This is a genomic window from Halomonas sp. G15 (assembly GCF_021282295.1).
GTDB classification, from domain to species: domain Bacteria; phylum Pseudomonadota; class Gammaproteobacteria; order Pseudomonadales; family Halomonadaceae; genus Halomonas; species Halomonas alimentaria.
The window spans coordinates 1-25,297 of the sequence record NZ_JAJSPA010000033.1 but is presented as its reverse complement, the minus strand read 5'-3'; the positions used below and the strand labels follow the sequence as shown (position 1 = coordinate 25,297).

General features: G+C 67.6%; 20 protein-coding genes and 3 tRNA genes. 12 read left to right on the top strand and 11 right to left on the bottom strand.

Translation table 11 applies throughout. The features are described from left to right. Position 1: 1 nt before the first annotated feature. The 3 genes from hisA to hisB all read right to left on the bottom strand — a co-directional run bounded on the left by hisA (position 2) and on the right by hisB (position 2,137). Entirely contained in the window at positions 2–748 is a 747-nt protein-coding gene (gene hisA / locus LWH48_RS13955) for a 1-(5-phosphoribosyl)-5-[(5-phosphoribosylamino)methylideneamino]imidazole-4-carboxamide isomerase (RefSeq protein WP_232913050.1), read from the bottom strand. A 122-nt stretch (positions 749–870) separates the two neighbouring features. Next, positions 871–1,512 (bottom strand): imidazole glycerol phosphate synthase subunit HisH, encoded by a 642-nt coding sequence (hisH, locus tag LWH48_RS13950; protein WP_161429950.1) that lies wholly within the window; start codon positions 1,510–1,512, stop codon positions 871–873. A gap of 31 nt (positions 1,513–1,543) precedes the next feature. Further along, positions 1,544–2,137 carry an imidazoleglycerol-phosphate dehydratase HisB gene (hisB, locus tag LWH48_RS13945; RefSeq protein WP_161429951.1) on the bottom strand — a complete coding sequence of 198 codons (594 nt, stop codon included), beginning with the start codon at positions 2,135–2,137 and terminating at the stop codon, positions 1,544–1,546. A gap of 204 nt (positions 2,138–2,341) precedes the next feature. Here hisB and LWH48_RS13940 point away from each other — a divergent pair, with 204 nt between their 5' ends. From LWH48_RS13940 to LWH48_RS13900, 9 genes are all read left to right on the top strand, one after another. After that, a complete protein-coding gene (locus LWH48_RS13940) occupies positions 2,342–2,803 on the top strand; it encodes an acetyl-CoA sensor PanZ family protein (protein ID WP_232913049.1) in 462 nt (153 codons plus the stop codon). Then, positions 2,800–5,145 carry an AsmA family protein gene (locus LWH48_RS13935; RefSeq protein ID WP_232913048.1) on the top strand — a complete coding sequence of 782 codons (2,346 nt, stop codon included), beginning with the start codon at positions 2,800–2,802 and terminating at the stop codon, positions 5,143–5,145. The genes LWH48_RS13940 and LWH48_RS13935 overlap by 4 nt, the downstream gene beginning before the upstream one ends. Before the next feature lie 51 nt (positions 5,146–5,196). Then, positions 5,197–6,288, top strand: a complete 1,092-nt coding sequence (gene mutY / locus LWH48_RS13930) for an A/G-specific adenine glycosylase (RefSeq protein WP_232913047.1) — start codon at positions 5,197–5,199, stop codon at positions 6,286–6,288. A gap of 25 nt (positions 6,289–6,313) precedes the next feature. Beyond that, positions 6,314–6,586 carry an oxidative damage protection protein gene (locus LWH48_RS13925; RefSeq protein WP_161429955.1) on the top strand — a complete coding sequence of 91 codons (273 nt, stop codon included), beginning with the start codon at positions 6,314–6,316 and terminating at the stop codon, positions 6,584–6,586. Between the two features lie 60 nt (positions 6,587–6,646). Further along, positions 6,647–6,722 (top strand) — tRNA-Phe (locus LWH48_RS13920). Positions 6,723–6,728: 6 nt separating this feature from the next. Further along, positions 6,729–6,803, top strand: a tRNA-Gln gene (locus tag LWH48_RS13915). 93 nt (positions 6,804–6,896) lie between these two features. Next, a tRNA-Thr gene (locus LWH48_RS13910) sits at positions 6,897–6,972 on the top strand. A 144-nt stretch (positions 6,973–7,116) separates the two neighbouring features. Continuing rightward, positions 7,117–8,115 carry an ectoine hydroxylase gene (gene thpD, locus LWH48_RS13905; protein WP_232913046.1) on the top strand — a complete coding sequence of 333 codons (999 nt, stop codon included), beginning with the start codon at positions 7,117–7,119 and terminating at the stop codon, positions 8,113–8,115. Positions 8,116–8,219: 104 nt separating this feature from the next. After that, a complete protein-coding gene (locus LWH48_RS13900; protein WP_232913045.1) occupies positions 8,220–8,885 on the top strand; it encodes a fumarylacetoacetate hydrolase family protein in 666 nt (221 codons plus the stop codon). 248 nt (positions 8,886–9,133) lie between these two features. Here the strand turns inward: LWH48_RS13900 and speA are convergent, their stop codons facing one another. From speA to LWH48_RS13885, 3 genes are all read right to left on the bottom strand, one after another. Next, entirely contained in the window at positions 9,134–11,056 is a 1,923-nt protein-coding gene (speA, locus tag LWH48_RS13895) for a biosynthetic arginine decarboxylase (RefSeq protein WP_232913044.1), read from the bottom strand. Further along, positions 11,053–12,012 carry a homoserine kinase gene (locus LWH48_RS13890; RefSeq protein WP_232913043.1) on the bottom strand — a complete coding sequence of 320 codons (960 nt, stop codon included), beginning with the start codon at positions 12,010–12,012 and terminating at the stop codon, positions 11,053–11,055. Before LWH48_RS13890 ends, speA begins: the two co-directional genes overlap by 4 nt. A 74-nt stretch (positions 12,013–12,086) precedes the next feature. Next, positions 12,087–12,380, bottom strand: coding sequence for a DUF2782 domain-containing protein (locus LWH48_RS13885; protein WP_232913042.1), 294 nt, complete (start codon positions 12,378–12,380; stop codon positions 12,087–12,089). 157 nt (positions 12,381–12,537) lie between these two features. On the opposite strand from LWH48_RS13885, the gene polA reads away from it, so the two are divergent. Next, positions 12,538–15,306 (top strand): DNA polymerase I, encoded by a 2,769-nt coding sequence (gene polA, locus LWH48_RS13880; protein ID WP_232913041.1) that lies wholly within the window; start codon positions 12,538–12,540, stop codon positions 15,304–15,306. A 60-nt stretch (positions 15,307–15,366) separates the two neighbouring features. On the opposite strand, the gene LWH48_RS13875 is transcribed toward polA, so the two are convergent. Continuing rightward, positions 15,367–16,395 carry a Fe(3+) ABC transporter substrate-binding protein gene (locus LWH48_RS13875; protein WP_232913040.1) on the bottom strand — a complete coding sequence of 343 codons (1,029 nt, stop codon included), beginning with the start codon at positions 16,393–16,395 and terminating at the stop codon, positions 15,367–15,369. 223 nt (positions 16,396–16,618) lie between these two features. Here LWH48_RS13875 and LWH48_RS13870 point away from each other — a divergent pair, with 223 nt between their 5' ends. After that, the gene (locus LWH48_RS13870; RefSeq protein WP_232913039.1) at positions 16,619–17,791 is read left to right on the top strand and encodes an ABC transporter ATP-binding protein; all 1,173 of its coding nucleotides are present in this window, start codon (positions 16,619–16,621) and stop codon (positions 17,789–17,791) included. Here the strand turns inward: LWH48_RS13870 and LWH48_RS13865 are convergent. From LWH48_RS13865 to dctP, 4 genes are all read right to left on the bottom strand, one after another. Then, a complete protein-coding gene (locus LWH48_RS13865) occupies positions 17,708–19,285 on the bottom strand; it encodes an ABC transporter permease (protein ID WP_232913061.1) in 1,578 nt (525 codons plus the stop codon). The genes LWH48_RS13870 and LWH48_RS13865 overlap by 84 nt on opposite strands. Positions 19,286–19,555: 270 nt before the next feature. Beyond that, entirely contained in the window at positions 19,556–20,884 is a 1,329-nt protein-coding gene (locus LWH48_RS13860) for a TRAP transporter large permease (protein WP_232913038.1), read from the bottom strand. Then, complete coding sequence (locus tag LWH48_RS13855; protein ID WP_232913037.1) at positions 20,881–21,384, bottom strand: TRAP transporter small permease subunit; 504 nt, start codon at positions 21,382–21,384, stop codon at positions 20,881–20,883. Before LWH48_RS13855 ends, LWH48_RS13860 begins: the two co-directional genes overlap by 4 nt. A gap of 94 nt (positions 21,385–21,478) precedes the next feature. Continuing rightward, on the bottom strand, positions 21,479–22,588 hold the full coding sequence (gene dctP, locus LWH48_RS13850) for a TRAP transporter substrate-binding protein DctP (RefSeq protein ID WP_232913036.1): 1,110 nt from the start codon (positions 22,586–22,588) through the stop codon (positions 21,479–21,481). Positions 22,589–22,953: 365 nt separating this feature from the next. On the opposite strand from dctP, the gene LWH48_RS13845 reads away from it, so the two are divergent. After that, entirely contained in the window at positions 22,954–25,143 is a 2,190-nt protein-coding gene (locus LWH48_RS13845) for a tRNA(Met) cytidine acetyltransferase TmcA (protein WP_232913035.1), read from the top strand. Positions 25,144–25,297 lie beyond the last annotated feature (154 nt).

The following is a 25,297-nucleotide window of genomic DNA, read 5'->3' as shown; positions in this document are numbered from 1 at the left end:
GTCAGCTCCCTTTCCGGGCGAGTTCATCACACAGCCGCTGGCCCTCGGCCAGGTCCAGGCTGCCCTCGTAGATGGCGCGTCCGGTAATGGCGCCGAGGATGCCGGGTTCGTCGGCGGCCACCAGAGCGCGCAGGTCGTCGAGGTTGGTCACCCCGCCGGAGGCGATCACCGGCAGGCCGCCGTCACGGGCGAGTGCCGCGGTGGCCTCGACGTTGACGCCGTTCAGCATGCCGTCCCGGGCGATATCGGTGTAGACGATGCTGGAGACGCCGTCGTCGGCGAAGCGCTTCGACAGATCCACCGCCTTGACCTGGGAGACCTCGGCCCAGCCGTCGGTGGCCACGAAGCCGTCGTGGGCGTCGAGGCCGACGATCACATGGCCGGGGAAGGCGCGGCACATCTCGCCCACGAAGTCGGGCTCCTTGACCGCCTTGGTGCCGATGATCACGTAGCTGACCCCGGCCGCGAGGTAGTGCTCGATGGTCTCGGCGGAGCGGATGCCGCCGCCGATCTGGATCGGCAAGTCGGGGTAGCGGCGGGCGATGGCGGTGACCGCCTCACCATTGACCGGCTTGCCCTCGAAGGCGCCGTTGAGGTCCACCAGGTGCAGGCGACGGGCACCGGCGGCGACCCAGCGCTCGGCCATGGCCACCGGATCGTCGCCGTAGGTGGTGGCATCGTCCATGCGGCCCTGCTTGAGGCGCACGCACTGGCCATCCTTGAGGTCGATAGCGGGAATTACCAGCATGTCAGTGTCCTGTTGATCCATGGTCGGGCGGCGCGGGATGGGCCCCCGGTTGACCGGGCGCGGCTCGGGGCGCCCAGTTGACCCGGGCGCGGTTCAGGGCGCCCAGTTGACCCGGGCGCGGCTTAGGGCGCCCAGTTGACAAAGTTCTCGAGCAGCTTGAGACCGGCCCGCGAGCTTTTCTCGGGGTGGAACTGCACGGCGAAGGTAGCGTCGCGGCCGATCGCCACATGGGCCTGCACTCGACCGTAGTCGGTGGTGCCGAACACCGTGGCATCATCGCTGGCCGCCACGTAGTAGCTGTGCACGAAGTAGAAGTGCTCGTCCTGGTCGATGCCCTCCCACAGCGGGTGCTCGCGCTGCTGGTGCACCAGGTTCCAGCCCATATGGGGTACCTTCAGTCGCTGGTTCAGGTCGTCGCGCATGTTGGCGGGGAAGCGCTTCACTTCGCCGCCGAGGAAGCCCAGGCAGTCGACCCCGCCGTTCTCCTCGCTGTGGTCGAGCAGCATCTGCTGGCCTACGCAGATGCCCAGCAGGGGCTTCTCCTGGCTGGCCAGCAGCTCTTCCACCAGGCCGCGCAGCTCGGTCTTCTCCAGCTCGCCGATGCAGTCTCGAATGGCGCCCTGGCCGGGCAGCACCAGGCGGGTAGCGCCGAGGATACGGCGCGGGTCACGGGTGATCACCACGTTCTCGTGGGTGACGTGCTCCAGTGCCTTGGCGACGGAATGCAGGTTGCCCATCCCGTAATCGATGACGGCAATCGTCATGGGGCGCTCCTCGTGGGGTGGTACGTGGGTCTCACAGGCTGCCCTTGGTGGAGGGCATCTGGCCGGCCATGCGGGGATCTTCCTCCAGGGCCATGCGCAGGGCACGACCGAAGGCCTTGAAGATGGTCTCCGCCTGATGATGGGCGTTGAAGCCCTTCAGGTTGTCGATATGCAGGGTGACCATGGCGTGGTTGACGAAGCCCTGGAAGAACTCCCAAAACAGCTGGGTATCCAGGCGGCCCACGGCGGCGCGGGTGAACTCCACGTCCATGAACAGGCCGGCGCGGCCGGAGAAGTCGACCACCACCCGGGAGAGGGCCTCGTCGAGGGGCACATAGGCGTGGCCGTAGCGACGGATGCCGCGCTTGTCGCCGATGGCCCTGGCGAAGGCCTGGCCGAGGGTGATACCGAGGTCCTCGACAGTATGGTGGTCGTCGATATGCAGATCGCCCTCGGCCTTGATGTCGAGGTCGATCAGGCCGTGGCGGGCCACCTGGTCGAGCATGTGGTCGAGGAAGGGTACGCCGGTCTCGCAGTTCAGCTTGCCGCTGCCATCGAGGTTGACGGTGACGCTGATCCGGGTCTCCTGGGTGTCACGGCTGACCGTGGCGATACGCTCGGACATCTATGCTTCTCCAGCGCCTGGGCGCATGTCGAGGCGGATCGCTGGAGCAACGATCCGCAGAAACGAGGGGGACGGCGGGGCTCGCCCGCGGTCGTAAAACTGCCATTATAGAGAATCGCCGACCCCATCCGCTACAATGCCTCCATTCACTACGCCCGTCGCGCGGCGGCGATACCTGCCGTCCCGGCCCAAGGAGGTTCTTTTATGCCGGTGACTCTGCACCCCGTCGATCGGGGCGCCTGGGAAGCGGATGCCCAGGCCCGAACCGACCTCGCCCGAATCTATGCCGACGCTCCTGCCGAGCGCCTGCCCGCCCCTGCTGATACCTTTATCGAGGACCACCTGACGGCGGGGGGCGCCTTCCTCTGTGCGCGCTTCAATGATCGTCTGATCGGTGCCGTGGCGCTGCGCGACGATGGCAGTGCCTGGTGGCTGTCGCACTTCTGTGTGCGCAAGCCGACCCGTCGCCGGGGCGTCGGCTCACGCTTGCTGGCGCTGGTCGGCGAGGCCGCCAGCGCCGAGGAGAAGCCTCTGCGTGCAGAGCTGGCCCAGTTGCAGATGGCCGACCAGCTGATGCTCTCGCGGCTCGGCTATCGGCTCGACCGTAGCGGCGACCATTATGAGCTCGTCCTGCCCGGCTGCCACACCAAGGAGTCACCGCGATGAAGCGCCTGCTGAGCACCCTGCTGGCCGCTATCGGTATCCTCGCCGTGCTGGCGGTGGGGGCGGTGGTCTATGTCACCACCTTCCTCGACCCCGAAGACCTCAAGCCGCGGCTGGAGGAGGTGGTGCAGGAGCGGGTCGGCCTGACCCTCTCCCTCGAAGGCCCCATCTCGTGGTCGTTCTACCCGCGGCTGGGGGTCGGCGTGGAGCAGGCCGAGGCCTGGCTGCCCGAGCAGTCGGCCGGCGAGGATCCGGCCTTCATGGCCTTTCGCCGCGCCGAGGTCAGCCTGGCCTTCGCTTCGCTGCTCCGCGGTGAGGTGGCCATCGATGGCATGACCCTGGATGGCCTGCGCCTCAACCTGGCCCGCGACGAGGACGGTCGCGGCAACTGGGAATCCCTGATGGAGCGCTTCGCCGGCGGAGATGACCCGTCGACACCGGCCAGCGCCTCCTCTGCCCCGGTCCCCGGCGGTGGCAATGGGCCCTCCGTGGCCTTCAATATCGCCAGCGTGGAGGTCAAGGACGGCGAGGTGAGCTATACCGATCGAGCTGCCGGGCACTCGCTGCGCCTCAAGGGACTCTCCGTTACCGGGCGCAACGTCAATCCCCGGCGCTCCTTCCCCTTCACGGCGGGCTTCCAGCTGCTTGGCCATGACACCCCGGCGGGCGTGGACGACACCGTGCCGCGGCTGGCCAGCGAGGTCACCATGAAGGGGCGTCTTGCCCTGGCCCTCGCCGAACGCCGCTATACCCTCGAGGACCTGTCCCTCGCCACCCGCAACCGGCTGGCCGGTGTCGAGAGCCCGCAGCAGCTGGAGCTGAGCGGCCAGCGGCTGGTGGTCGACATGGCCGCGCGCCAGCTGCGCCTGGAGCCCGGCACCCTGAAGGCCACGCTGGCGCATCCCGCGCTGGGTGACACGCCTCTTTCTCTGGCCATGGAGTTCGCCCTGGAGTCCGACCTGGCCGCCGGCAGTGCCCGGCTGCGCGACCTGACGCTGAGTGGTGACCATGGACTGCGCCTCAGCGGAAACCTCAACCTCGCCAACCTTCACGAGGCACCCCGCTACGATGGTCAGCTGCGTCTGGCTCCGCTCTCGCTGCGGCCCTGGCTCGAGCGCTTCGACAGCCTGCCGGCCACGGCCGATCCCGAGGCGCTCAGCGACGTGGCGTTGACCACCCCCCTGGAGGGTGACCTCGAGCGGGTGGACCTTACCGGCATGACCCTGGTGCTCGACGGCAGCACCTTCACCGGGCGCCTGGCGGCGGGCCTCGACGGCCACCGCCTGGAGACGGAGCTGCAGGGGGACAGCCTGGACCTGGATGCCTACCTGCCGGCATCCACGGGGCAGGCGCCGGACGCCGCCGGCCTGTGGCTGCCCGGTGTCGGTCGTGCCCACGCCCAGGACGAAGAGGCACTCCTGCCCGTCGAGTGGCTGCGCGAGCTGGCGCTGGATGCGCGGCTGAGCCTGAGCAGCCTGCGGCTGGGCGGGCTGGATTTCCGCGACGTGGCGTTGCGACTCGAGGGGCGTGACGGCCGGCAGCGGCTGGTGTCGCTCGAGTCGGCCTTCTACGAGGGCAGTCTGGCCGCCGATGGCGAACTGGACCTGAGCCGTGAACCCATCGCCTGGCGGCTGGCACCGCGCCTGGAGCGGGTGCGCGTCGATGCGCTGTTGGAGGCGCTGGGCGAAGGCGAGGAGCCGGCGCCGCTGCGTGGCCGTGCCTTCGTCGAGGGGGAACTGACCACCCAGGGCAACGCCTGGCCGGCGATGAAGCGTGGCCTCAATGGGCGCCTCGCCATGCGCCTGGATGACGGCGCCATCCTCGACGTCAACGTCTCCCGGGAGCTGTGCAGCGCGGTGGCGACCCTGCAGGGGGAGCAGACCCAGCGCGAGTGGGAGGCGGACACCCGCTTCGAGCGTGCCGAGGCCACCCTCAGCGTGCGCGATGGCGTGGTGGAGAGCGATGACATCATTGTCACCCTGCCGGGCATCGATGTGGGCGGCGAGGGCACCCTCGACCTGACCAGCGAACGCTTTGACCTGCGTGCCGCGGCGCGGGTGGTGGATACCGCCGACCTGGCCTGCAAGGTCAATCCTCGCCTCGAGCGCCTGCCCCTGCCGGTGCGCTGCGAGGGTAGCCTCGGCGGCGACAGCGCCGAGTGGTGCCGCTTCGATCGTGAGGGCTTCACTGCCGCCATCGGTGAGGCACTGCGTGAAGAGTTGGGCAGCCGCGCCGGTGACGAGGTGGAACAGCGACTGCAAGGCGCCCTCGACAAGCTCGAGGAGCGCGTCGGCGAGGACGCCGGCAGGGAACTCCGCGACGCTCTCAAGGGTCTCTTCGAATGAGCAAAGTCAGTCCCTGCGTCGGCCCGGTGCCGGCGCTTTTTTTGAGCCGCAATGACCGATACTCCGTCGCCCGTACTCGCTCCCGCGACCTTCCAGCGGCGCCTGCTCGACTGGTTCGACGCCCACGGTCGCCACGACCTGCCCTGGCAATGCCGGCGCACGCCCTACCGGGTGTGGGTCTCGGAGATCATGCTGCAGCAGACCCAGGTCGCCACCGTGATCCCCTACTTCGAGCGCTTCATGGCGCGCTTCCCGGATGTACAGAGCCTGGCGGCAGCGGAACAGGACGAGGTGCTGCACCTGTGGACGGGGCTCGGCTACTACGCCCGCGGGCGCAACCTCCACAAGGCCGCCCGGGTGGTGGTCGACGAGCATGGAGGGGAGTTTCCGCTCCACAGCCTGGAGGAGATGGCGGCCCTGCCCGGCATCGGACGCTCCACCGCCGGGGCCATCGTCGCCCAGAGTCAGGGGCGCCGTGCGGTGATCCTCGATGGCAACGTCAAGCGCAGTCTTAGCCGCCTGCACGCCGTGCCAGGCTGGCCGGGACGAGTGTCGGTGGAGCGTCGACTATGGGAGCTGGCGGAGCACTATACGCCCCACGAGCGACTGGCCGACTATACCCAGGCGATGATGGATCTGGGCGCGACCCTCTGCCGTCGTGGCACCCCCGAGTGTGGCCGCTGCCCCTTCAACGATGTCTGCCTGGCCCATGCGCGCGGCGAGGAGCGCCGCTTTCCCGAATCCAAACCCAGGAAGGCGTTGCCCACCCGAACCACCCGCATGCTGCTGCTGCGTGATGCCCGCGGCCGGGTGCTGCTGGAGCAGCGCCCGGCCAGCGGCCTGTGGGGCGGGCTGTGGAGCCTGCCCCAGTTCGATGAGGCGGCAGCCCTTCGGGCCTGGCTCGATGTCCACGCCCCGGGCAGCCGGCTGGATGCCCCCCGGGCTCCCTTCACCCATGTCTTCAGCCACTTCCGCCTGGAGATCACCCCTCAGCCGGCGCGGGTCGAGCGCCTCGATTCGATAGGCGAGACGCGTCGCTGGTACGATCCCGATAATCCCGATGCCGTGGGCCTGGCGGCTCCGGTGAAGGCGCTGCTGGCGAGCCTGGCGACCTTCACCCTGGATACCCCGCCGGGACCCTGAGTCAGCGTTTGCCAAGGAGTCCCCCATGAGCCAGACCGTGTTCTGTCGCAAGTACCAGCAGGAGCTCGAGGCCCTGCCGTTCCCGCCGCTGCCCGGCAAGAAGGGGCAGGAGATCCAGGCCAGCGTGTCGAAGCAGGCCTGGGAGGAGTGGCAGGCCCTGCAGACCCGACTGATCAACGAGAAGCATCTCAACATGCTCGAACCATCGACCCGGGAGTACCTGATGGAGCAGATGGAGCGCTTCCTGGACAACCGTGAGACCGACCGTGCCGAGGGTTATGTACCGCCCTCATCTTGATGAAAAGAAAGGGGTTGACGAGAAAGGCCGACTGGGGTTTAATACGCACCGTTGGCAAGGGGCCAGATAGCTCAGTTGGTAGAGCAGGGGATTGAAAATCCCCGTGTCGGCGGTTCGATTCCGTCTCTGGCCACCACGCTGCTGGGGTATAGCCAAGTGGTAAGGCACCGGTTTTTGGTATCGGCATTCCCAGGTTCGAATCCTGGTACCCCAGCCATCGCCAACCTTGTTTTCGAAAGACCGTGGACTCGAGTTCACGGTCTTTCTCGCTCAGAGGACCTCGTCCTCCGCGCCGTCAAGAGCGGCAGTTGCCGGCATAGCTCAGTTGGTAGAGCAACTGACTTGTAATCAGTAGGTCCCGGGTTCGACTCCTGGTGCCGGCACCATCCAGACTCCGCGCCGCTGCGCGATTATTACCGCCCATCGAGGCGGTTTTTTGTGTCCCTTCTCCCTGGGGTCACCCACGGCTGTATCGCCGTCGGAACACGAGTTTTGCTGAGACTGATCACGGACACACAGGAGGTGATTGGATGTCAGTCAAGACGTCTGACCGTGCGTTTGAGAAGACCGTTTCCCGTCATGGTGTCGTCGACTCGCCGGACCCGCAGAGCCGCGTGAAGAGCGCGCCGCGGCCCGGCGAGGACCCCTACCCCACGCGCCTTGCCGAGCCCTTCGACATGCCCTGGCTCAATCGCCGTGAGGCGGTGGTGAAGGGAAGTGCCGAGGCGGGCCCCCTGAGCCAGGCGCAACTCGACGAGTTCGAGCGCAAGGGCTTCCTGTTCGAGCCCGGCTTCATCACCGGCGAGGAGCTCGACGAGCTGCGTCGGGAACTGGCGGCCCTGCTGGAGAAGCCCGACTACCGCCATCGCAACTTCAGCATCACCGAGCCCTCCGGCAACGAGATCCGCTCGCTGTTCGCGATGCACTTCCTCTCCGAGCGCTTCGCCCGCCTGGCGCGCGATGAGCGCCTGGTCGGCCGTGCCCGCCAGATCCTGGGCGGCGAGCCCTATGTGCACCAGTCTCGCATCAACTACAAGCCGGGCTTCGAGGGCAAGGGCTTCAACTGGCACTCGGACTTCGAGACCTGGCACGCCGAGGACGGCATGCCGGCGATGCATGCAGTGAGCGCCTCCATCGTGCTCACCGACAACCACCCCTTCAACGGCCCGCTGATGTTGATCCCGGGCTCCCACAAGGTGTTCGTCCCCTGCCTGGGTGAGACGCCGGACGACAACCACAAGCAGTCGCTGAAGACCCAGGAGCTCGGCGTGCCCAGCCGCGAGGCGTTGGCCGCCCTGGTCGAGCGCCACGGTATCGAGGCGCCCACCGGGGCCGCCGGCGGCCTGCTGCTGTTCGACTGCAACGTGCTGCACGGCTCCAACGCCAACATGTCGCCGGACCCGCGCAGCAACGCCTTCTTCGTCTACAACCGCCGCGACAACGGCTGCGTGGCGCCCTTCGCGGCGCGCCGGCGTCGCCCCGGCTTCCTGGCCCATGATCCGGACGAGGCCTGGTCGCCGGAGGGGTGAGGGTCTCGCGATGACGGCGGTGCTGTGGCGTGTGCCGCGGGCTGCGGTAGACTGGGAGGTCTGTCGCGCCCGCGGCATGCCTCAAGAGAAGGAGAAGATGCGCCATGCGCTTTGTCCCCCATTTCACCGACGGCCAGGCCTATCCCGAGAGGCTCGGCAAGATCGTCTGCGTCGGTCGCAACTACGCCGACCATGCCCGGGAGCTCGACAATCCGGTACCCAGCGAGCCGCTGCTCTTCATCAAGCCGGCGACCAGTGCCGTGCCTCTGGAGTCGCCCATCGAGGCCCCCTTCTCCCGGGGGGAGGTGCACTACGAGACCGAGCTGGCGCTGCTGATCGGCGAGGAGCTGACCCACGTCACTGCCGACGAGGCGGAGCGTGCCGTGGTGGGCATCGGGCTGGCCCTGGACCTGACCCTGCGTGATGTCCAGTCGCGGCTCAAGGAGAAGGGGCATCCCTGGGAGATCGCCAAGGCCTTCGACGGCGCCTGTCCGCTCTCCTCCTTCCTGCCGCTCTCCCAGGTGCCCAACTGGAGCGCGCTCTCCTTCACCCTAGAGGTGGACGGCGAGAGGCGCCAGCATGGCGAGGGCGCCGACATGCTCTTCCCGGTGCCGACTCTGCTGGCCGAGATAAGCCGTCACTTCTCCCTGCAGCCGGGGGACGTGGTGCTGACCGGCACGCCCGCCGGGGTCGGCCCTCTGGAGCGCGGCAGCGAGCTGCGCTTCACCCTGACCGGTGGCCTGGAGGTGACCACCCGCGTGGTGGAGTAGTGTTAGTCAGTAGGTGTCGCTCGAGGCTTTTCCGGCGACAGATCCCGGAGCGCCGGACCGTCGATGGGGCGCTGTGAACCCGTCCTTGGGCGCTACCGACGCCCTGCTTCGCTCTCGCGTCCTGCTTCGCTTGCAGGACCGGTGCTGGCCATCCATGGCCAGCCCGTTCGAAGCAGTGCTTCTCACCCCTGGCGTAGGACCCCCTCTTCGATCTGTCCCCGGCGCCTTCTCGCTCTGCTTTGGCGCAGTCACTCGAGGTAGGTATAGCCCGCCAGCCCCTCGGAGAGGTCATCAAGGAAACGCCGCTGTTCGGCCTCTTCCAGGCCGCTGGCGGCGAGTTGCTCGGCCAGGTTTCGGCGCAGTACCTCGGCGTCGAAGTTGACGTAGCTCAGCACGTCGGCCACCCGGTCACCCTGCTGGATATGGCTCAGGGTCCAGCTGCCGTCGTCGTTGAGGGTGGCATCCACCGAGTCGGTATCGCCGAACAGGTTGTGCAGATCGCCGAGGATCTCCTGGTAGGCACCCACCATGAAGAAGCCGAGCAGCTTCTCGTCTCCCTCCTGCCACTCGGGCAGCGGCAGGGTGGTCTCCACGCCCTGGCCGTCCACGTAGCCGTCGATGCGGCCGTCGCTGTCGCAGGTGATGTCCTGGATGACGCCGCGCCGAACCGGCTCCTGGTCGAGTCCGGTGAGTGGCACGACCGGGAAGATCTGCTGGATGCCCCAGACATCGGGTACCGACTGGAACAGCGAGAAGTTGACGAACAGCTTGTCGGCAAGTTTCTCGGCAAGCTCGTCGTTGATCTCGCGGTGCACCCGGTTACGGGTGTCGAGACGGGCACGCAAACGGGCGCAGGCGGCGAAATAGACGGCCTCGCCCTCGGCGCGGGCGGTGATATTGGTCAGCCCCATGACGAAGCGCTCATGCAGGTCGCCCATGGCCTGCACCAGGTCATGCCAGGCCTCCACCAGGCCGCGCTGGTCGGGGGAGGCGCCCAGCAGGTCGTGGACCCGCCACAGCTCGTCAAGTTGGGGGTCGCCCTCCACCCGGCGCTCGGGTGCGGCCTCGCTGACCCGCTCCTCCCCGATCACATTGCTGATCAGCACTGCGTGGTGCGCGGTGAGAGCCCGTCCCGACTCGCTGATCAGGTGAGGTTGCGGCAGGTCGTGTTCCTGGCAGGCCAGGCGGAAGGCGTAGACCACGTTGCGGGCATACTCGAGCATCGAGTAGTTGGCCGAGCAGAAGCTGCGCGAGCGCGTACCCTCGTAGTCGACCCCCAGACCGCCGCCCACATCCACGGTATCCACCGGGGCACCCAGCTCCACCAGCCCCTGGTAGAAGCGCGCGCACTCATTGAGGCCGCGCTGGATGTCACGGATATTGGCGATCTGGGAGCCCAGGTGGAAGTGCACCAGCTGCAGGCTGGCCAGGGCATCGGCCTCGCGCAGCTGCTCCACTACCGCCAGAATCTGGCTGGCGGTGAGGCCGAACTTGGACTTCTCGCCGCCGGTGTTCTGCCAGCGGCCACGCCCCACGCTGGCCAGGCGGGCACGCAGGCCGATTCGCGGCGTGACGCCGAGCGCGGCGGCCTCCTCAAGGATCAGCGGCAGCTCAGAGAGCTTCTCCACCACCAGGTAGACGCGGTGGCCGAGTTTCTCGCCCATCAGCGCCAGGCGCACGTATTCGCGATCCTTGTAGCCGTTGCAGACGATCAGCGAGGGGCCGTCGCCGGAGAGCGCCAGCACGGCGAGCAGCTCGGGCTTGCTGCCGGCTTCCAGGCCCACCCGGTCGCGGCCGCGTTCGGGGGTGGCCAGTATCTCCTCCACCACCCGGCGCTGCTGGTTGACCTTGATGGGATAGACCGCGGTATAGCCCCCGTCGAAGTTTTCTTCGGCCATGGCTGTGTCGAAGGCGTGGCAGAGCTGCTCGACCCGGTCGTGGAGGATGTCGATGAAGCGCACCAGCACTGGCAGGCGCAGGCCGGCGGCCTTGAGCTCGGCCACCAGCTCGTCCAGCGGCAGGGCAGGGCCCTCGGTCTCGCTGCCCAGGGGTCGTACCAGGGCGTGGCCGGAGTCATCGACGTCGAAGTAGCCGCTGCCCCACTGGTCGATGTTCCAGACGCGCCGCGCGCGCCGCGCCGGGCTTCCGGTACTGGCCATGGGTCGGCTCATGAATCTGCCTCCGGCAGGGGCAGCGCAGCATGATCGATGCGCGCCTTGAGAATGGTGCGGAATCGCTCGGGGTCATGGGGGGTGAGGTCGTGGGCCGGCGGGTCCACGTAGACCACCAGCAGCCGCGAGAGCCAGTAGCGAAGTGCGGTCATGCGCAGCATCATCGGCCAGGCGTCGCGCTCGGCGGCGGTCAGCGGGCGATGGGCCTGGTAGGCGGCGAGCAGGGCGTCGTGGCGCTCGGCATTCAGGCGGCCGTCGGCGTCGCTGGCCCAGTCGTTGATGACGATGGCCAGGTCGAACAACAGGTCGCCGGTGCAGCCGTTGTAGAAGTCGATGATGCCCCCCAGACGCTCGCCCTCGAACAGGGTGTTGTCACGGAACAGGTCGCCGTGCAGGGCTCCCTGGGGCAGTGTCGGGGCGTCGCCGAAGAATCCCTGGTAGGTCTCCACCTCGTCCTTCATCAGCGTCTGGTCCTCGGGGGCCAGATAGGCCAGCACCTTGTGGTGCATGGGCAGCAGCCAATGGAGGTCGCGGGGATTGGGGCGGTGGCCAGGGAAGTGCTTCGACACCCGGTGCATGTGCCCGAGGGCCTCGCCCAGGGCGTGGCACTGGGCCAGGTCGGGGGCCTTCGGGTGTCGCCCGGGCAGGCGCGGGAAGAGCAGGGCGGGCTTGCCGGCCAGGTCGTGCAGCGCCACGCCGTCGCGGTCGTGCAGCGGCCCCGGTACCGGCAGGCGGTGCTCGTCGAGGTAGTCGAGCAGGTCGACGAAGAACGGCAGTTCCTCGTGTTCACCCTGCTCGAACAGGGTCAGCACCAGCTCGCGCCGGTCGGTAGTGACGAAGAAGGTGCTGTTCTCGGTGCCGGCGGGAACGCCCTCCAGGGAGACCAGTGAGCCGGCGTCGAAGCGGCTCAGGAAAGCCTCGACCTGGGACTCGGTCAGCGGTGTGAATACGGCCATGTGTCTCTCACCCGGGAATGCCAAGCAGCCTATTGTAGCGACTTGCGAGTGTGATGCACGCGTCGTCCACCTGATCAGAAGGTCTTCAGCACCCATTCGGGCACGGCGATGCGGTCGCCCTCCTGGCGCTCGAAGTTGCCGTCGCCGTCGCGGTCGACCAGGTAGTAGGAGGGGCCGGCAGCGGGGCGGATCTCGATGGCATAGAGCTCACCGTTGACCCGGTACTCGCGGATGATGCGCTCCTCCTCCTGACGGATGGTGATGTCCGGCTCGAGGTTTTCATTGGACTGGGCCAACGCGGGGGAGGCGGCGGCGAGCGTCACCCCCACGGCCAGCAGCAGGGCGGTAAGCGAGCGAAGGGCGTTCATGGTGACCTCCAGGCCGCCGGTGGGCGGTGAAATGGTGAGCCTGCCCCCAGTGTAAGAGGTCTCACCGCTTGCGCCCACTGGCCGCGGCAAAACGCCCGCGCAATGCGTATCATGGTTGACCAGAATCATCTTCCGCTCAGCTGCAATGGATGCCTCCATGGCCGATACTCCCATCGTTCTCGTCGACGGTTCCTCCTACCTCTATCGGGCCTTCCACGCCCTGCCGCCGCTGACCACCTCCGAGGGCCTGCCTACCGGGGCGATCAAGGGCGTGCTCAACATGCTCAAACGGCTGATCAAGGACTACCCGGACAGCCCCATGGCGGTGGTCTTCGATGCCCCGGGGAAGACCTTTCGCGACGAGCTGTTCGAGGAGTACAAGTCCCATCGCCCGCCGATGCCGGATGACCTGCGCGACCAGGTGCAGCCACTGCACGACTGCGTAAGGGCGCTGGGGCTGCCGCTGCTGTGCATCGAGGGGGTCGAGGCCGACGATGTCATCGGCACCCTGGCGCGCCGGGCCACCGAGGCGGGCCGCGATGCGGTGATCTCCACCGGCGACAAGGACATGGCCCAGCTGGTCAATGCCCATATCACCCTGGTCAACACCATGAAGGACGAGACTCTCGACGTGGCGGGGGTGAAGGAGAAGTTCGGGCTGCCTCCGGAGCTGATCATCGATTTCCTGGCGCTGATGGGCGACAAGGTCGACAACATCCCCGGAGTACCGGGGGTGGGCGAGAAGACGGCACTCGGCCTGCTGCAGGGCATGGGAGGGGGGCTCGACGCCATCTACGCCGACCTGGAGAAGGTCAAGACGCTGGGCTTCCGCGGCGCCAAGACCCTGCCGAAGAAGCTCGAGGAGCACCGCGACCAGGCCTTCCTCTCCTACCAGCTGGCCACCATCAAGACCGACTGCGAGCTGCCGGTGGGGCTCGACGATCTGGATATCGCCCATCCGGATCGCGAGGCGCTGCTCGAGCTCTATCGTCGTCTGGAGTTCCGGGCCTGGCTCTCCGAGCTGCTCGAGGGCAGGGACGAGGGCGTCGACGATGCGGCGGGCGGCACCCCGGTGCCGGCCGGGGACGAGAGGGCGGCCGGCTCGGAAAGCCGCTCCCCCCGCGAGGACCATGTCATCCTGGCGCAGGCAGACTTCGACGCCTGGCTCGAGCGGCTCAAGGCGAGCACGGCCTTCTGCTTCGACCTGGAGACCACCAGCCTGGACTATATGGAGGCGCAGATCGTCGGTGTCGGGCTGGCGCTGGAAGCGGGGGAGGCGGCCTATATCCCGCTGGCCCACGACTACCTGGACGCCCCCGACCAGCTCGATCGCGATGCCGTGCTCGCCGCACTCAAGCCGCTGCTGGAGGATGGCAGCAGGACCAAGATCGGCCAGAACCTCAAGTACGATATCTCGGTGCTGGCCGGCTACGGCATCCGGGTGGCGGGGCCGCTCCAGGACACCATGCTCGAGTCCTATGTGCTCGACTCCACCGCCACGCGCCACGACATGGACTCCCTGGCGCTCAAGTACCTGGGCGAGAAGACCGTCTCCTTCGAGGAGATCGCCGGCAAGGGCGCCAAGCAGCTCACCTTCAACCAGGTGGCCCTGGAGCAGGCCGCGCCCTACGCCTGCGAGGACGTCGACATCACCCTGCGCCTGCATCAGGAGCTGCGGCCCCGCGTCGAGGCCGAGGGAAGGCTCGCCGAGGTGCTCGAGGCGATCGAGCTGCCGCTGGTGCCGGTGCTCTCGCGCATGGAGCGCACCGGGGTGGCACTGGATCCTCAGCGGCTGCACGACCAGAGCCGGGAGCTCGAGGGGCGTATCAACGAGCTGGAGGCGCGCGCCCACGAGCTGGCCGGCCGCGAGTTCAACCTCGGCTCCCCCAAGCAGCTCGGCCAGATCCTCTTCGAGGAGCAGCAGATCCCGGTGATCAAGAAGACCCCCAAGGGGGCGCCCTCCACGGCCGAGGCGGTGCTCGAGGAGCTGGCGCTGGACTATCCGCTGCCCAAGGTGATCATGGAGCATCGTGGTCTGGCCAAGCTCAAGTCCACCTACACCGACAAGCTGCCGCGGCTGGTCAACAAGGCAACCGGCAGGCTGCACACCAGCTACCACCAGGCGGTTACCGCTACCGGGCGACTCTCCTCCAGTGATCCCAACCTGCAGAACATCCCGATACGCACGGAAGAGGGCCGCAAGATCCGCCAGGCCTTTATCGCCCGGCCGGGTTACCGGATCGTCGCCGCCGACTACTCCCAGATCGAGCTGCGCATCATGGCCCACCTCTCCGAGGACAAGGGGCTGCTCGAGGCCTTCGCCGAGGGGCGTGACATCCACGCCGCCACCGCCGCCGAGGTGTTTGGGGTGGCGCTCGACAAGGTCTCGGGTGACCAGCGGCGCAGTGCCAAGGCGATCAACTTCGGGCTGATCTACGGCATGAGCGCCTGGGGACTGTCGCGGCAGCTGCATATCGAGCGCAACCAGGCGCAGACCTGGATCGAGCGCTACTTCGACCGCTACCCCGGGGTGGCCCGCTACATGGAGCGCATCCGCGCCCAGGCCGCCGAGGACGGCTTCGTCGAGACGGTGTTCGGCCGGCGCCTCTACCTGCCCGAGATCCGCTCCCAGAACCGCGCCCGCCGCCAGGGCGCCGAGCGCACCGCCATCAACGCCCCCATGCAGGGCACCGCGGCGGACATCATCAAGCGCGCCATGATCGATGTGGCCGCCTGGCTCGAGGAGGGCAAGATGGACGCCTGGATGGTGATGCAGGTCCACGACGAACTGGTGTTCGAGGTGGCCGAGGCCCAGGTCGAGGCCTTCATCGAGCAGGTGAAGGCGCGTATGCAGGCCGCCGCCGAGCTCAGCGTGCCGCTGATCGTCGAGGCCGAGTCTGGAGCCAATTGGGACGAGGCCCACTGACCATCAAAAACGCCACCGCGGCTGCGGTGGCGTTTCTGGTTGAAGCGAGGGCCGTAAGGCTTAGCGCCAGCCGACGCGATCGAAGATCCGAATCGCCTCGGGGTTGTTCTCGCCCAGCTTGCTGATGTTGAGGCTGTCCTTCTTGAAGTTGCCCCAGGACTCGAGCACCGGGTTCATCTTCACGCCCTCGACCACCGGGAACTCGTAGTTGCCGTTGGCGAAGATCTCCTGGGCGGTGTCGGAGGCCAGGAACTCCAGGAAACGCACGGCGTTTTCATGGTTGGGAGCCCCCTCGACCACACCGGCACCGCCGACGTTGATATGGGTGCCGCGATCATCCTGGTTGGGGAAGATCACGCCGACCCGGCGGGCGACCTCGCGATCCGCCTCGTCGTCGGAGTGCAACAGGCGCACGTAGTAGTAGTGGTTGGCCACCGCCAGGTCGCACTCGCCGTTGGCCACGCCCTTGATCTGGTCGGTGTCGCCACCCGCGGGATCGCGGGCCATGTTGGCGACCACGCCCTGGGCCCACTCCTCGGCACCCTCGGCGCCGTGATGCTCGACCAGCGAGGCGAGCAGCGACTGGTTGTAGATATTGTTCGAGGAACGAATGCACACCTCGCCCTCGAATTTCGGGTCGGCGAGTTCCTCGTAGCTGCCGATCTGGCTCGGATCGAAACTCTCGCGGTCATAGAAGATGGCGCGGGCGCGCTGGCTGAAGCCAAACCACAGCCCCTCGGGGTGGCGCATGGCCTCCGGCAGGCGCTCGTTGAGCACCTCGGAATCGACGCTCTGGAAGATGTTCTCCTGCTCGGCGCGCCACAGGCGGCCAGCGTCCACGGTGATCATCACGTCGGCGGGACTGGCCACGCCCTCACGGGTAATGCGTTCGATCAGCTGATCCGAATCGCCTTCCAGCAGGTTGACCTCAATGCCGGTCTCCTCGGTGAAGGCCTGATAGAGCGCCTCGTCGGAGTCGTAGTGGCGCGCCGAATAGATGTTCAACTCGTCGGCGGAGGCGACGGTAGCGAAGGCGGAGCCGGCCAGCGCGACGGCGATGGGAGCGGCGAGACGAGCGTGCTTGATCATCATGACCTCGGTGGTTCCCGGTGGAATGGATGAGTGGAATGATAATACGTTGCATTATTGGCACGCCTATTGAAGCCCCGCATGTCGGCGACGTCAAGTGGTCGTGGGCAGATTCCTTGCGCTGAAGCAGGTAATTCGCTGAATGCGAGTCGCTTTCAAACGCATTAGCGCTCACGATCGGTTATGATAAGGGCAACTCCACCGACACGACGTCGAGGGCCCCATGAACCAGAATCTCCAGCAATCGCTCTCCTCAGCCGCACCGGCGCTATCGATGCAGGGCATCCACCATGCCTTCGGCAGGCACGAAGTGGTGAAGGGCATCGACCTTGAAGTGCTGCCCGGCGAGGTAGTCTGCCTGCTGGGCCCTTCGGGCTGCGGCAAGACCACTCTGCTGCGCATCGCCGCCGGCCTCGAGACCCTGCAGCGAGGGCGTGTGGCCCTCGAAGGCAAGGAGGTGGCCGGCGGCGGTGGGCGTCATCTGCCGCCCGAAAAGCGCAGCGTCGGCCTGGCCTTCCAGGATTCCGCACTCTTCCCCCACCTCTCCGTGCTCGAGAACGTGACCTTCGGGCTCAAGCACCTGCCGGCGGGGGAGCGCCGTCAACGCGCCCTGACGCTGCTCGAACAGCTGGGCATGGCGGCCCACGCCGAGAGTTATCCGCACATGCTCTCCGGCGGACAGCAGCAGCGCGTGGCCCTGGCCCGCGCCCTGGCGCCCGAGCCGCAGCTGATGCTGCTCGACGAGCCCTTCTCCAGCCTCGATGCGCGACTGCGCGACCAGATCCGTGATGACACGCTGCACGTGCTCAAGAAGGTCGGCGCCGCCACCTTGCTGGTGACCCACGATCCTGAGGAGGCGATGTTCATGGCCGACCGTATCGCGCTGATGCGCGATGGCCATATCATCCAGGTAGGCACGCCACGGGAGCTCTACTGCAACCCCAGCGATCCCTTCGTGGTGACCTTCTTCGGTGAGGTGAACGAGCTCTCCGGCGAGGTTCGCGACGGCCAGGTGATGACCCCGGTGGGCCCCGTGGATGCCGGCTGGCTGGCCGAGGGCAGCACCGCGCGAGTGCTGGTGCGGCCCGAGGCGCTGCAGGTGGCGGCGCTGGATGCGCCGGCGGAAACGCATAGCCACAGCCATACCGTCATGGCCAAGCTGCTCGGGCGCAGCAGCCTGCTGCATATCTGTGCCCATGCTCCCGACGGTGAGGAGGCTCACGTCCATGCCCGGGTGCCGGGTGTCTTCCTTCCCGCCGAGGGCCAGCCGGTCACCCTGCGACTGGACCCCTCCCAGGTGTTCGTCTTCCCCTCACGCCCCGCCGGGGCGCGAGCGGCGCATGGCCAGGCTCAGCAGGATCACCGGCACTATGCCTACGACCACGATGGCCAGTGAGGCCGTCGAGGCCTCGGCGAGTCGCTCGTCGGCCGCCAGGCTGTGAGCCCGAACTGCCAGAGTGTCGAAGTTGAAGGGGCGCAGGATGATGGTCGCAGGCAGCTCCTTCATCACATCCACGAAGACCAGGATGCAGGCCGCCAGCAGGCTGCCGCGCATGATCGGCGTGTGCACCCGCTTGAGGGTGCCGGTAGCGGTCTGTCCCAGGGTGCGTGAGGCGGCGTCCATGCTCGGGGTCACCTTGCCCAGGCTCGCCTCCACGGCATTGAACGACACCGCCAGGAAGCGGACCACGTAGGCGTAGATCAGGATGAACGCCGAGCCGCTGAAGATCAGCCCGATCACCTCCCCGCGCTGCTCGAGCAACCAGGTGTTGATGGTGTTGTCCAGCCAGGCGAAGGGGATCAGGATGCCCACCGCGACCACCGAGCCCGGAATTGCATAGCCCATGGCCGAGATTCGCGTGGCGGTGCGCGTCAGCCGGGTGTCGTTGAGGCGCACCCCGTAGCTGAGCACCACCGCCAGGGTCACCGCGATCAGCGCGGCGATGGCGGCCAGCACCAGGCTGTTGCGGGCGTAGCCGATAAAGGCGGTGCCGAACAGCGAATCGCCCTGTGCGATGGCCAGCTCGGCGAGGATGCCGCTGGGAATCAGGAACCCTCCCAGGATCGGCAGCAGGCAGGCCAGGAATGCGCCTGCCGAGGCCCAGCCGCCGAGCCGGAACTCAGGCAGCTGCTGATAGCGGCTGGAGGTGTGGAAATAGCGCCGCTTGCCCCGCGACCAGCGCTCCAGCAGCACCAGGGCGATCACGAAGGCCAGCAGGCAGGCGGCCAGCTGGGCGGCGGCGACCTGCTCGCCGAGGCCGAACCAGGTGCGGTAGATGCCGGTGGTGAAGGTATCCACGCCGAAGTACTGCACCGCGCCGAATTCGTTCAGGGTCTCCATCAGTACCAGCGATACGCCACCCACCAGGGCAGGGCGCGACAGCGGTATGGCCACGCTGCGAAACAGCTCCCAGGGGCCCCGCCCGAGGGTTCGCCCCACGTCCAGCATGCACACCGACTGCTCCATGAAGGAGGCGCGGGCCAGCATGTAGACGTAGGGGTAGAGCACCAGGGTGATCAGCGTCGCCGCCCCGCCCAGTGAGCGGACTTCGGGAAACCAGTAGTCGCCGAAGCGCCAGCCGAACAGGTCGCGAAGCCACCCCTGCAGGGGGCCCGAGAACTGCAGGAAGTCGGTGTAGGCGTAGGCGATCACGTAGGTCGGCACGGCCAGCGGCAGCAGCAGCGCCCACTCGAACAGCCGTCTTCCCGGGAAGCGGCACATCACCACCAGCCAGGCGGTGCCAGTGCCGATCACCAGGGTGCCAAGCCCCACCGTCACCACCAGGAACAGGGTGTTGGTCAGGTAACGGGGCAGCACCGTGCTGGCCAGATGCTGCCAGACGCCGCCGGATGGCATCAGGATGTGCGCCAGCACCGCCAGTACCGGCATCGCTACGATCAGGGCGACCCCGAGCAGCAGGGCGGTCCAGGGAGTGAAGGAAGGAATCAACCGGCGCGACAGGGCGGGCAGGTCACCGCTGGAGGGTCGAGACAAGGGAAAGCTCCTTGCAGGCGCGGAAAAGCAAATGCGAGACGTTGACGACGGCAAATGGTATCAGTTGCGCCCGATCGCTGCAGCCGACTTCGGCTGACCGGTGTCAAGACGACGACGCCCGCCGTCATATGACGGCGGGCGTCGCACCTGGGACGGCTCGGAGGGTCAGTAACCCAGCAACATCGCCGGCAGGCCGGTGATCAGCACCGGGAAGAAGGCCATCAGCACGCAGGCCAGCACGATCAGCGCCACGAAGGGAATGACCGCGCGGTAGAGGTCGACGATCTCCACTCCGGGCGGCGCCACCCCCTTGAGGTAGAAGAGCGCATAGCCGAACGGGGGTGTCAGGAAGGAGGTCTGCAGTACCACGGCGACCATCACCACGAACCACAGCATATCCACGCCCATGGTGTCGACGATGGGCAGCATGATCGGGAAGCTGAGCAGCACGATGCCGGTCCAGTCCAGGAACATGCCCAGGATGAAGACCAGGAACAGCATCAGGATCAGCGCCCCGGTGGTGCCGCCGGGCATCGCCGTCACCACGTTGTGGATGACATCCATGCCGCCGCCGATGGAGAACACCCCGGTGAAGGCGGTGGCCCCCACCACCACCAGCATCACCATGGTGGTGGTCTTGCTGGCCTCGATCAGGGTGCGATAGCAGGTGGAGGCCTTGCGGTCGCCGAAGATCAGGAACAGCAGGAAGGCGATGAAGACCCCGATGGCCGAGGCCTCGGTGGCGGTAGCGATGCCCAGGAACAGCGAGCCCAGCACGCCGAGGATCAGCGACATGGGCGGCAGCACATACTTGCCGAGCATGATCAGCAGCTGCCCGGTCGAGGTCTCGGCGCGCTCCGCGGCCGGCACGGCCGGGCCATAGCTGGGTTTGATAAAACAGATGATCAGTACGTAGAGCGCGTACATGGTGCCCAGCATCACCCCCGGCACCAGGGCGCCGGCGAACAGCGCGCCCACCGAGACCGGCGAGTAGCTGGCCATCAGGATGAGCATGATGCTGGGCGGGATCAGGATGCCCAGGCAGCCGCTGGCCATGATCACCCCGGTACTCAGCTCCTTGTTGTAGGAGTACTTGAGCATCGGCACCAGGGCGATCATGCCCATCACCGCGATGGAGGCACCAACGATGCCGGTGGTGGCGGCCAACAGTACCGAGACGATGACCACGGTGAGTGCCAGGCCGCCGCGCAGATTGGCCAGCAGCAGACGCATGGTGTCGAACATCTTCTCGGTGACGCCGGAGTCATTGAGGAAGCGTGCCATCAGCACGAACAGCGGGATGGCCACCAGGACATAGTTGTCCATGGAGTTGCCATAGATGTTGTTGATCAGGATGCCCAGGGTCTTGGCACCGGGACCGAGCCAGGCGCCGAGCACGGCCACGCCGCCCAGCACGAAGGCCAGCGGATGGCCCATGAAAAGGCCGATCAGCAGACCGCTGAACATGAACAGGGTGAGCATCTCGGGGCTCATGCGGTGGTCTCCTTGCGCAGTTCGCCGAAGGCGCGGATGACGATGGCGATGGCCTGCAGCAGCAGCAGCACGGCGGCCACCACGATCACGGCCTTCACCGGGTAGACCGGGATGGACATCATGCCGTAGGTGGTCTCGCCGCGGCTGAAGGAGCGCTCGAAGAAGGCCCAGCCGAAGGTCAGCAGCATCCAGATGAAGGGCACGAAGAAGAGCAGGTAGCCGAGGATTTCCAGCGCCGCCTGCTTGCGGCGGGAGAGCAGGCGCTTGAGCACGTCGACCTCGACGTGGGCGTGATGGCGCAGGCCGAAGGCGGCCATCAGCATGAAATGGGCGCCGAACAGCATCTTGGTGACATCGAAGGCCCAGTCGCTGGGACGTCCGATGAAGAAGCGGGCGGCGATATCATAGATCACGATCAGCGTGATCACGGCAAGAAGCGGGGCGATCAGGCGTCCGAACCCCTCGTTGAGGGCATCGATGGCCCTGGCAATGGCGTTCATGGTGAGGCTCTCGGAAACAGGCGAATCAGACGAAAGGCGGCGCCAGGGGCGCCGCAGGGGAGCCGGGCCCCGAGGGCCCGGCGGGTTTTCCCGATTACTGGTTCATGCAGGCCTCGAGCTCCTCCAGGGACGGCAGGTTGTCCATGGTGCGGCTCATGTTGAAGGGCACGGTCACGTCACGCCAGTTGGCGTAGTGCTCCAGGTAGCTGACCATGGAGTGGTAGACCTTGGCATGCATCGGGTCCTCGCAGGCGCCCTGCAGGATCACCTCGTTGGTGACCTCCTGGATGCGGGCCAGGTCTTCCTCGGACAGCTGGTTGATGGTCATGCCCTCGTCCTTGAACTTGACTGTGGCATCGGTGGAGCCGCGCTCGGACCAGGCCAGCGACCAGGTCATGGTGGCCTCGGCGGCGATCTTCAGCTTCTCCTGGGTCTCCTCGGAGAGGGCATCCCAGGCGTCCTTGTTGATCATCACGCCGAACACGCTGGCGGACTGGTGCCAGCCCGGGGTGGACCAGTAGTCGGCGACCTCGCCGAAGCCGGCCTTGTAGTCGACCCCCGGGGTGGAGAACTCGCCGGCGTCGATCACGCCGCGCTCGATGGCCTGGTAGACCTCGCCGCCGGCCAGGGTGACCTGGGAGCCACCCAGCTTCTCAAGCACGCGACCCTGGTCGCGGCCGGAGAGGCGCAGACGCTTGCCCTCGAGGTCGGCGATGCTCTCGATGGGCGTGCCGCCCATGAAGCCGGACTCGTTGTTGGTGATCCCGTAGGGCAGGTAGACCATGTCGTACTCGCCGTAGACCTCCTGGTAGAGGTCCCAGCCGCCCCACTGGTTGATCCAGTTGAGGTAATCCACGCCGTTGAACAGGCTGGTGGTGGTGGCCAGCGGCGAGAAGGCCGGGCTCAGGCCGGCCCAGTAGCCGGGCCAGTCAGCGGCGGCTTCGATGGCGCCGGTCTGGGTGGCGTCGAATACCTCGCTGCCGGGCATCAGGGTGCCGCCGGCGCGGAAGTCGATGGTCAGTTCGTCGCCGGCCAGCTTGTTGACCAGCTCGACCCAGTGACGATCCATCTGGATCAGGTCCAGGTTGTCCGGCCAGGTGGAGGTCATGGTCCACTCTTCCTGGGCCTGGGCGGTGGTGCTCAGCGTGGCCAGGGCCACGCCGGCGGCCAGGCCGGTGAGCGTGAAGGTGCGCAGTGCTTTCATGTTGTTCTCCCTTCGGGTCTGAGCAGGCGGCGGCGCCTCTCGGCGCCGACCGGATAATGTCGGGTTGCGGAAGCCGTAGGCATGTTGCATTGGCATATCCGCAACTTCGGCCCCAAGCTAGCACGCTATTGGCTTGCGCGACGATCTCGCCGCTGTGACGGAGGTGCCCTCCGCAGGCAAGGTGTCGGTACCGGTATCGTGGCATTACAGGCCCGAGGCGCTGTCGATAAAACGTTTCTGTATCAATAGGTTGGCTTTGGTTTACGTTAACGTAAATGTTGTTGTTTGCGGGGCTTTCAGCGTTGAATCTTGCATCGCCATAAGACCAAAGTGCTAGGAGCGACCGCGGTGCCAGGGGAGGGACGATGATCCAGAGGCAAGAGGAAGAGGCCAGAGAAGGGGGCGAGCGGCACGCCACGACGCGGCCATTGCTGGCCCATGCCAGGCGGCTCGGCCGGCGTCGCTGGCGGGGATTGGTGTGGCTGCAGGGCGCGACGGAGGCGTGTCATGGGGCCGCTGTCGAGCTGTGGAGAGCCGGTGGCTGGCGTGCGCCCCTCTGGGTGGCACCCGAGGGCTCTCAGCAGGTCGAAGAGACGCACTGGCTGGTGCCCGCCCGGGCGCGCACTCGCCTGGGGGGGGAGCACGATCTGCTGGTGATCGACGCCGTCTCCTGCGGGGCGGGCTTCGACCCCGACGCCGTCGCGGCCCTGGCCGGCACCCTGTGCGCCGGCGGCCTGCTGGTGCTGATGACCCCGGATGACTGGGGCGCCCGTCCGGATGCCGACTATGTGCGGCTGGCCGAGCACCCCTGGCGGCCCGAGGCACTCTCCAGCCGCTACCTGGCCCGGCTGGCGCGGTTGTTGGCAGGCGCCGACGAGGTGATTCGCTGGCGCGCCGGGGACGTGCCCTGCCTGCCCAGGCTCGCCGTCCGCGAAGTGCACAGCGGGGTGACGGTGGCCGATGGCGACTGCCTGACGGCCGACCAGGCACAGGCGGTGGCCCGCCTGGGGCGTCTGCGTCGCCGGCGACCGCTGGTGATCACCGCCGACCGCGGACGCGGCAAGAGTGCGGCCCTGGGTATCGCCTGTGCCCGCTGGCTGGCCGCGGGGGAGAGTGAGGTGCTGGTCACGGCGCCGCGCCCGGCGGCGGTGGATAGCCTCTTCGAACGCCTGGCGGCGCTCTGCCCCGACGGCGAGCGGCAGGAACACGCCTTTATCACCGACCGCGGCGCGGTTCGCTTCGTGGCCCCCGATGCGCTGGCCGAGCTGGCTCGGCAGGGTGAGCTGGGCGGCGCCGGACGACTGCTGCTGGTGGATGAGGCGGCGGCGATCCCCGCCGGGCTGCTTGGCGAGTGGCTCGAGGCCTTCCCGCGCATCGCCTTCGCCACCACGGTGCACGGCTACGAGGGTTCCGGCCGGGGGTTCGCCCTGCGCTTCCGTGAGCGTCTCGCGCGCACCACACCGGAGTGGCGCGGCCTGCATCTGGCCGAACCGATCCGCTGGGCGAGTGACGATCCGCTGGAGCCGCTGGTCCATCGCCTGCTGATGCTGGATGCCGAGCCTCCCGAGCCCGAGGCGCGGGCCGACGGCAGGCCGGAGAGGTTGTCGCGGGATGAACTTGCCGTCGATGAGCCACGCCTGCGTGCCCTGTTCGGCCTGCTGGTGCAGGCCCACTACCGGACCACGCCGAGCGACCTGCGCCTGCTGCTGGACGGCCCCGGCCTGGCCGTCGGCGCGCTGATGGCAGATGACGCGCCGCTGGGGGTGGTGCTGACCGCCGACGAGGGGGGCTTCGATGCAGCCCTGGCCGAGCGGGTCGCCCGTGGCGAGCGGCGCCCCCGTGGCCACCTCATGGCCCAGTCCCTGGCCGCCCACGCCGGCTCCCGGGAGGCGCTCACCGGTCGCCTGCGCCGGGTGGTACGCATCGCCGTGGCCCCCGAGCGCCGTCGGGAGGGACTGGGGCAGGCGCTGATCGAGGCGGAGCTGGCGCGAGCACGGGAGGATGGCCGCGACCTGCTTGGCGCCAGCTTCGGCGCCGAGCCCGGGCTGATCGCCTTCTGGCGACGCCTGGGGTTTCGCACGGTGCGCCTGGGCTTGACCCGCGAGACCGCCACCGGCGAACACGCCCTGATGGTGGCCCGGGCCACCGGCGAGGGCGGCGAGCGCCTGCTGGCCACCCTGACCGAGCGCTTCCAGCGCGCCCTGCCCGGCCTGCTCGCCTTCGAACTGCGCGACCTGGCACCTGAAGTCGCCGCCGCCCTGCTGTCGGAGGGTGACGCCCCGGCCTTTACCGACGACGATCGCCAGGATGCCGAGGATGTCGCCGCCGGCCACCGCGAACCGGCGCTGGCGCGACCGGCGCTGCAGGCACTGGTGCGTCACGCCCTGGCACGCGGCGTGCCCCCCGAGGATGCCGACCTGGCGCTGCTGGTGGCCTGGGGCTTTCAGGGGCTCGCCGGCGAGGCCCTGGCCCGGCGCCTCGGCGTGCCGGGGCGGCGCCAGGCCATCGCTCGACTGCGCCAGGCGGTAGGGGTGCTGCTGCAGGAACTGGCATGACTCTCAGCGAAGAGCGCCGGCGGTAGACCGAAGAGGAGGTCCTACGCCAGGGATGGCGTCGGTAGCAATGGGATGGAGTCCTCCCCACCCTATATCGGCGTCATTGCGCCACACTGGTGGGCGGGAACACCAACCAGCCTGAGGGTGAGGAGAA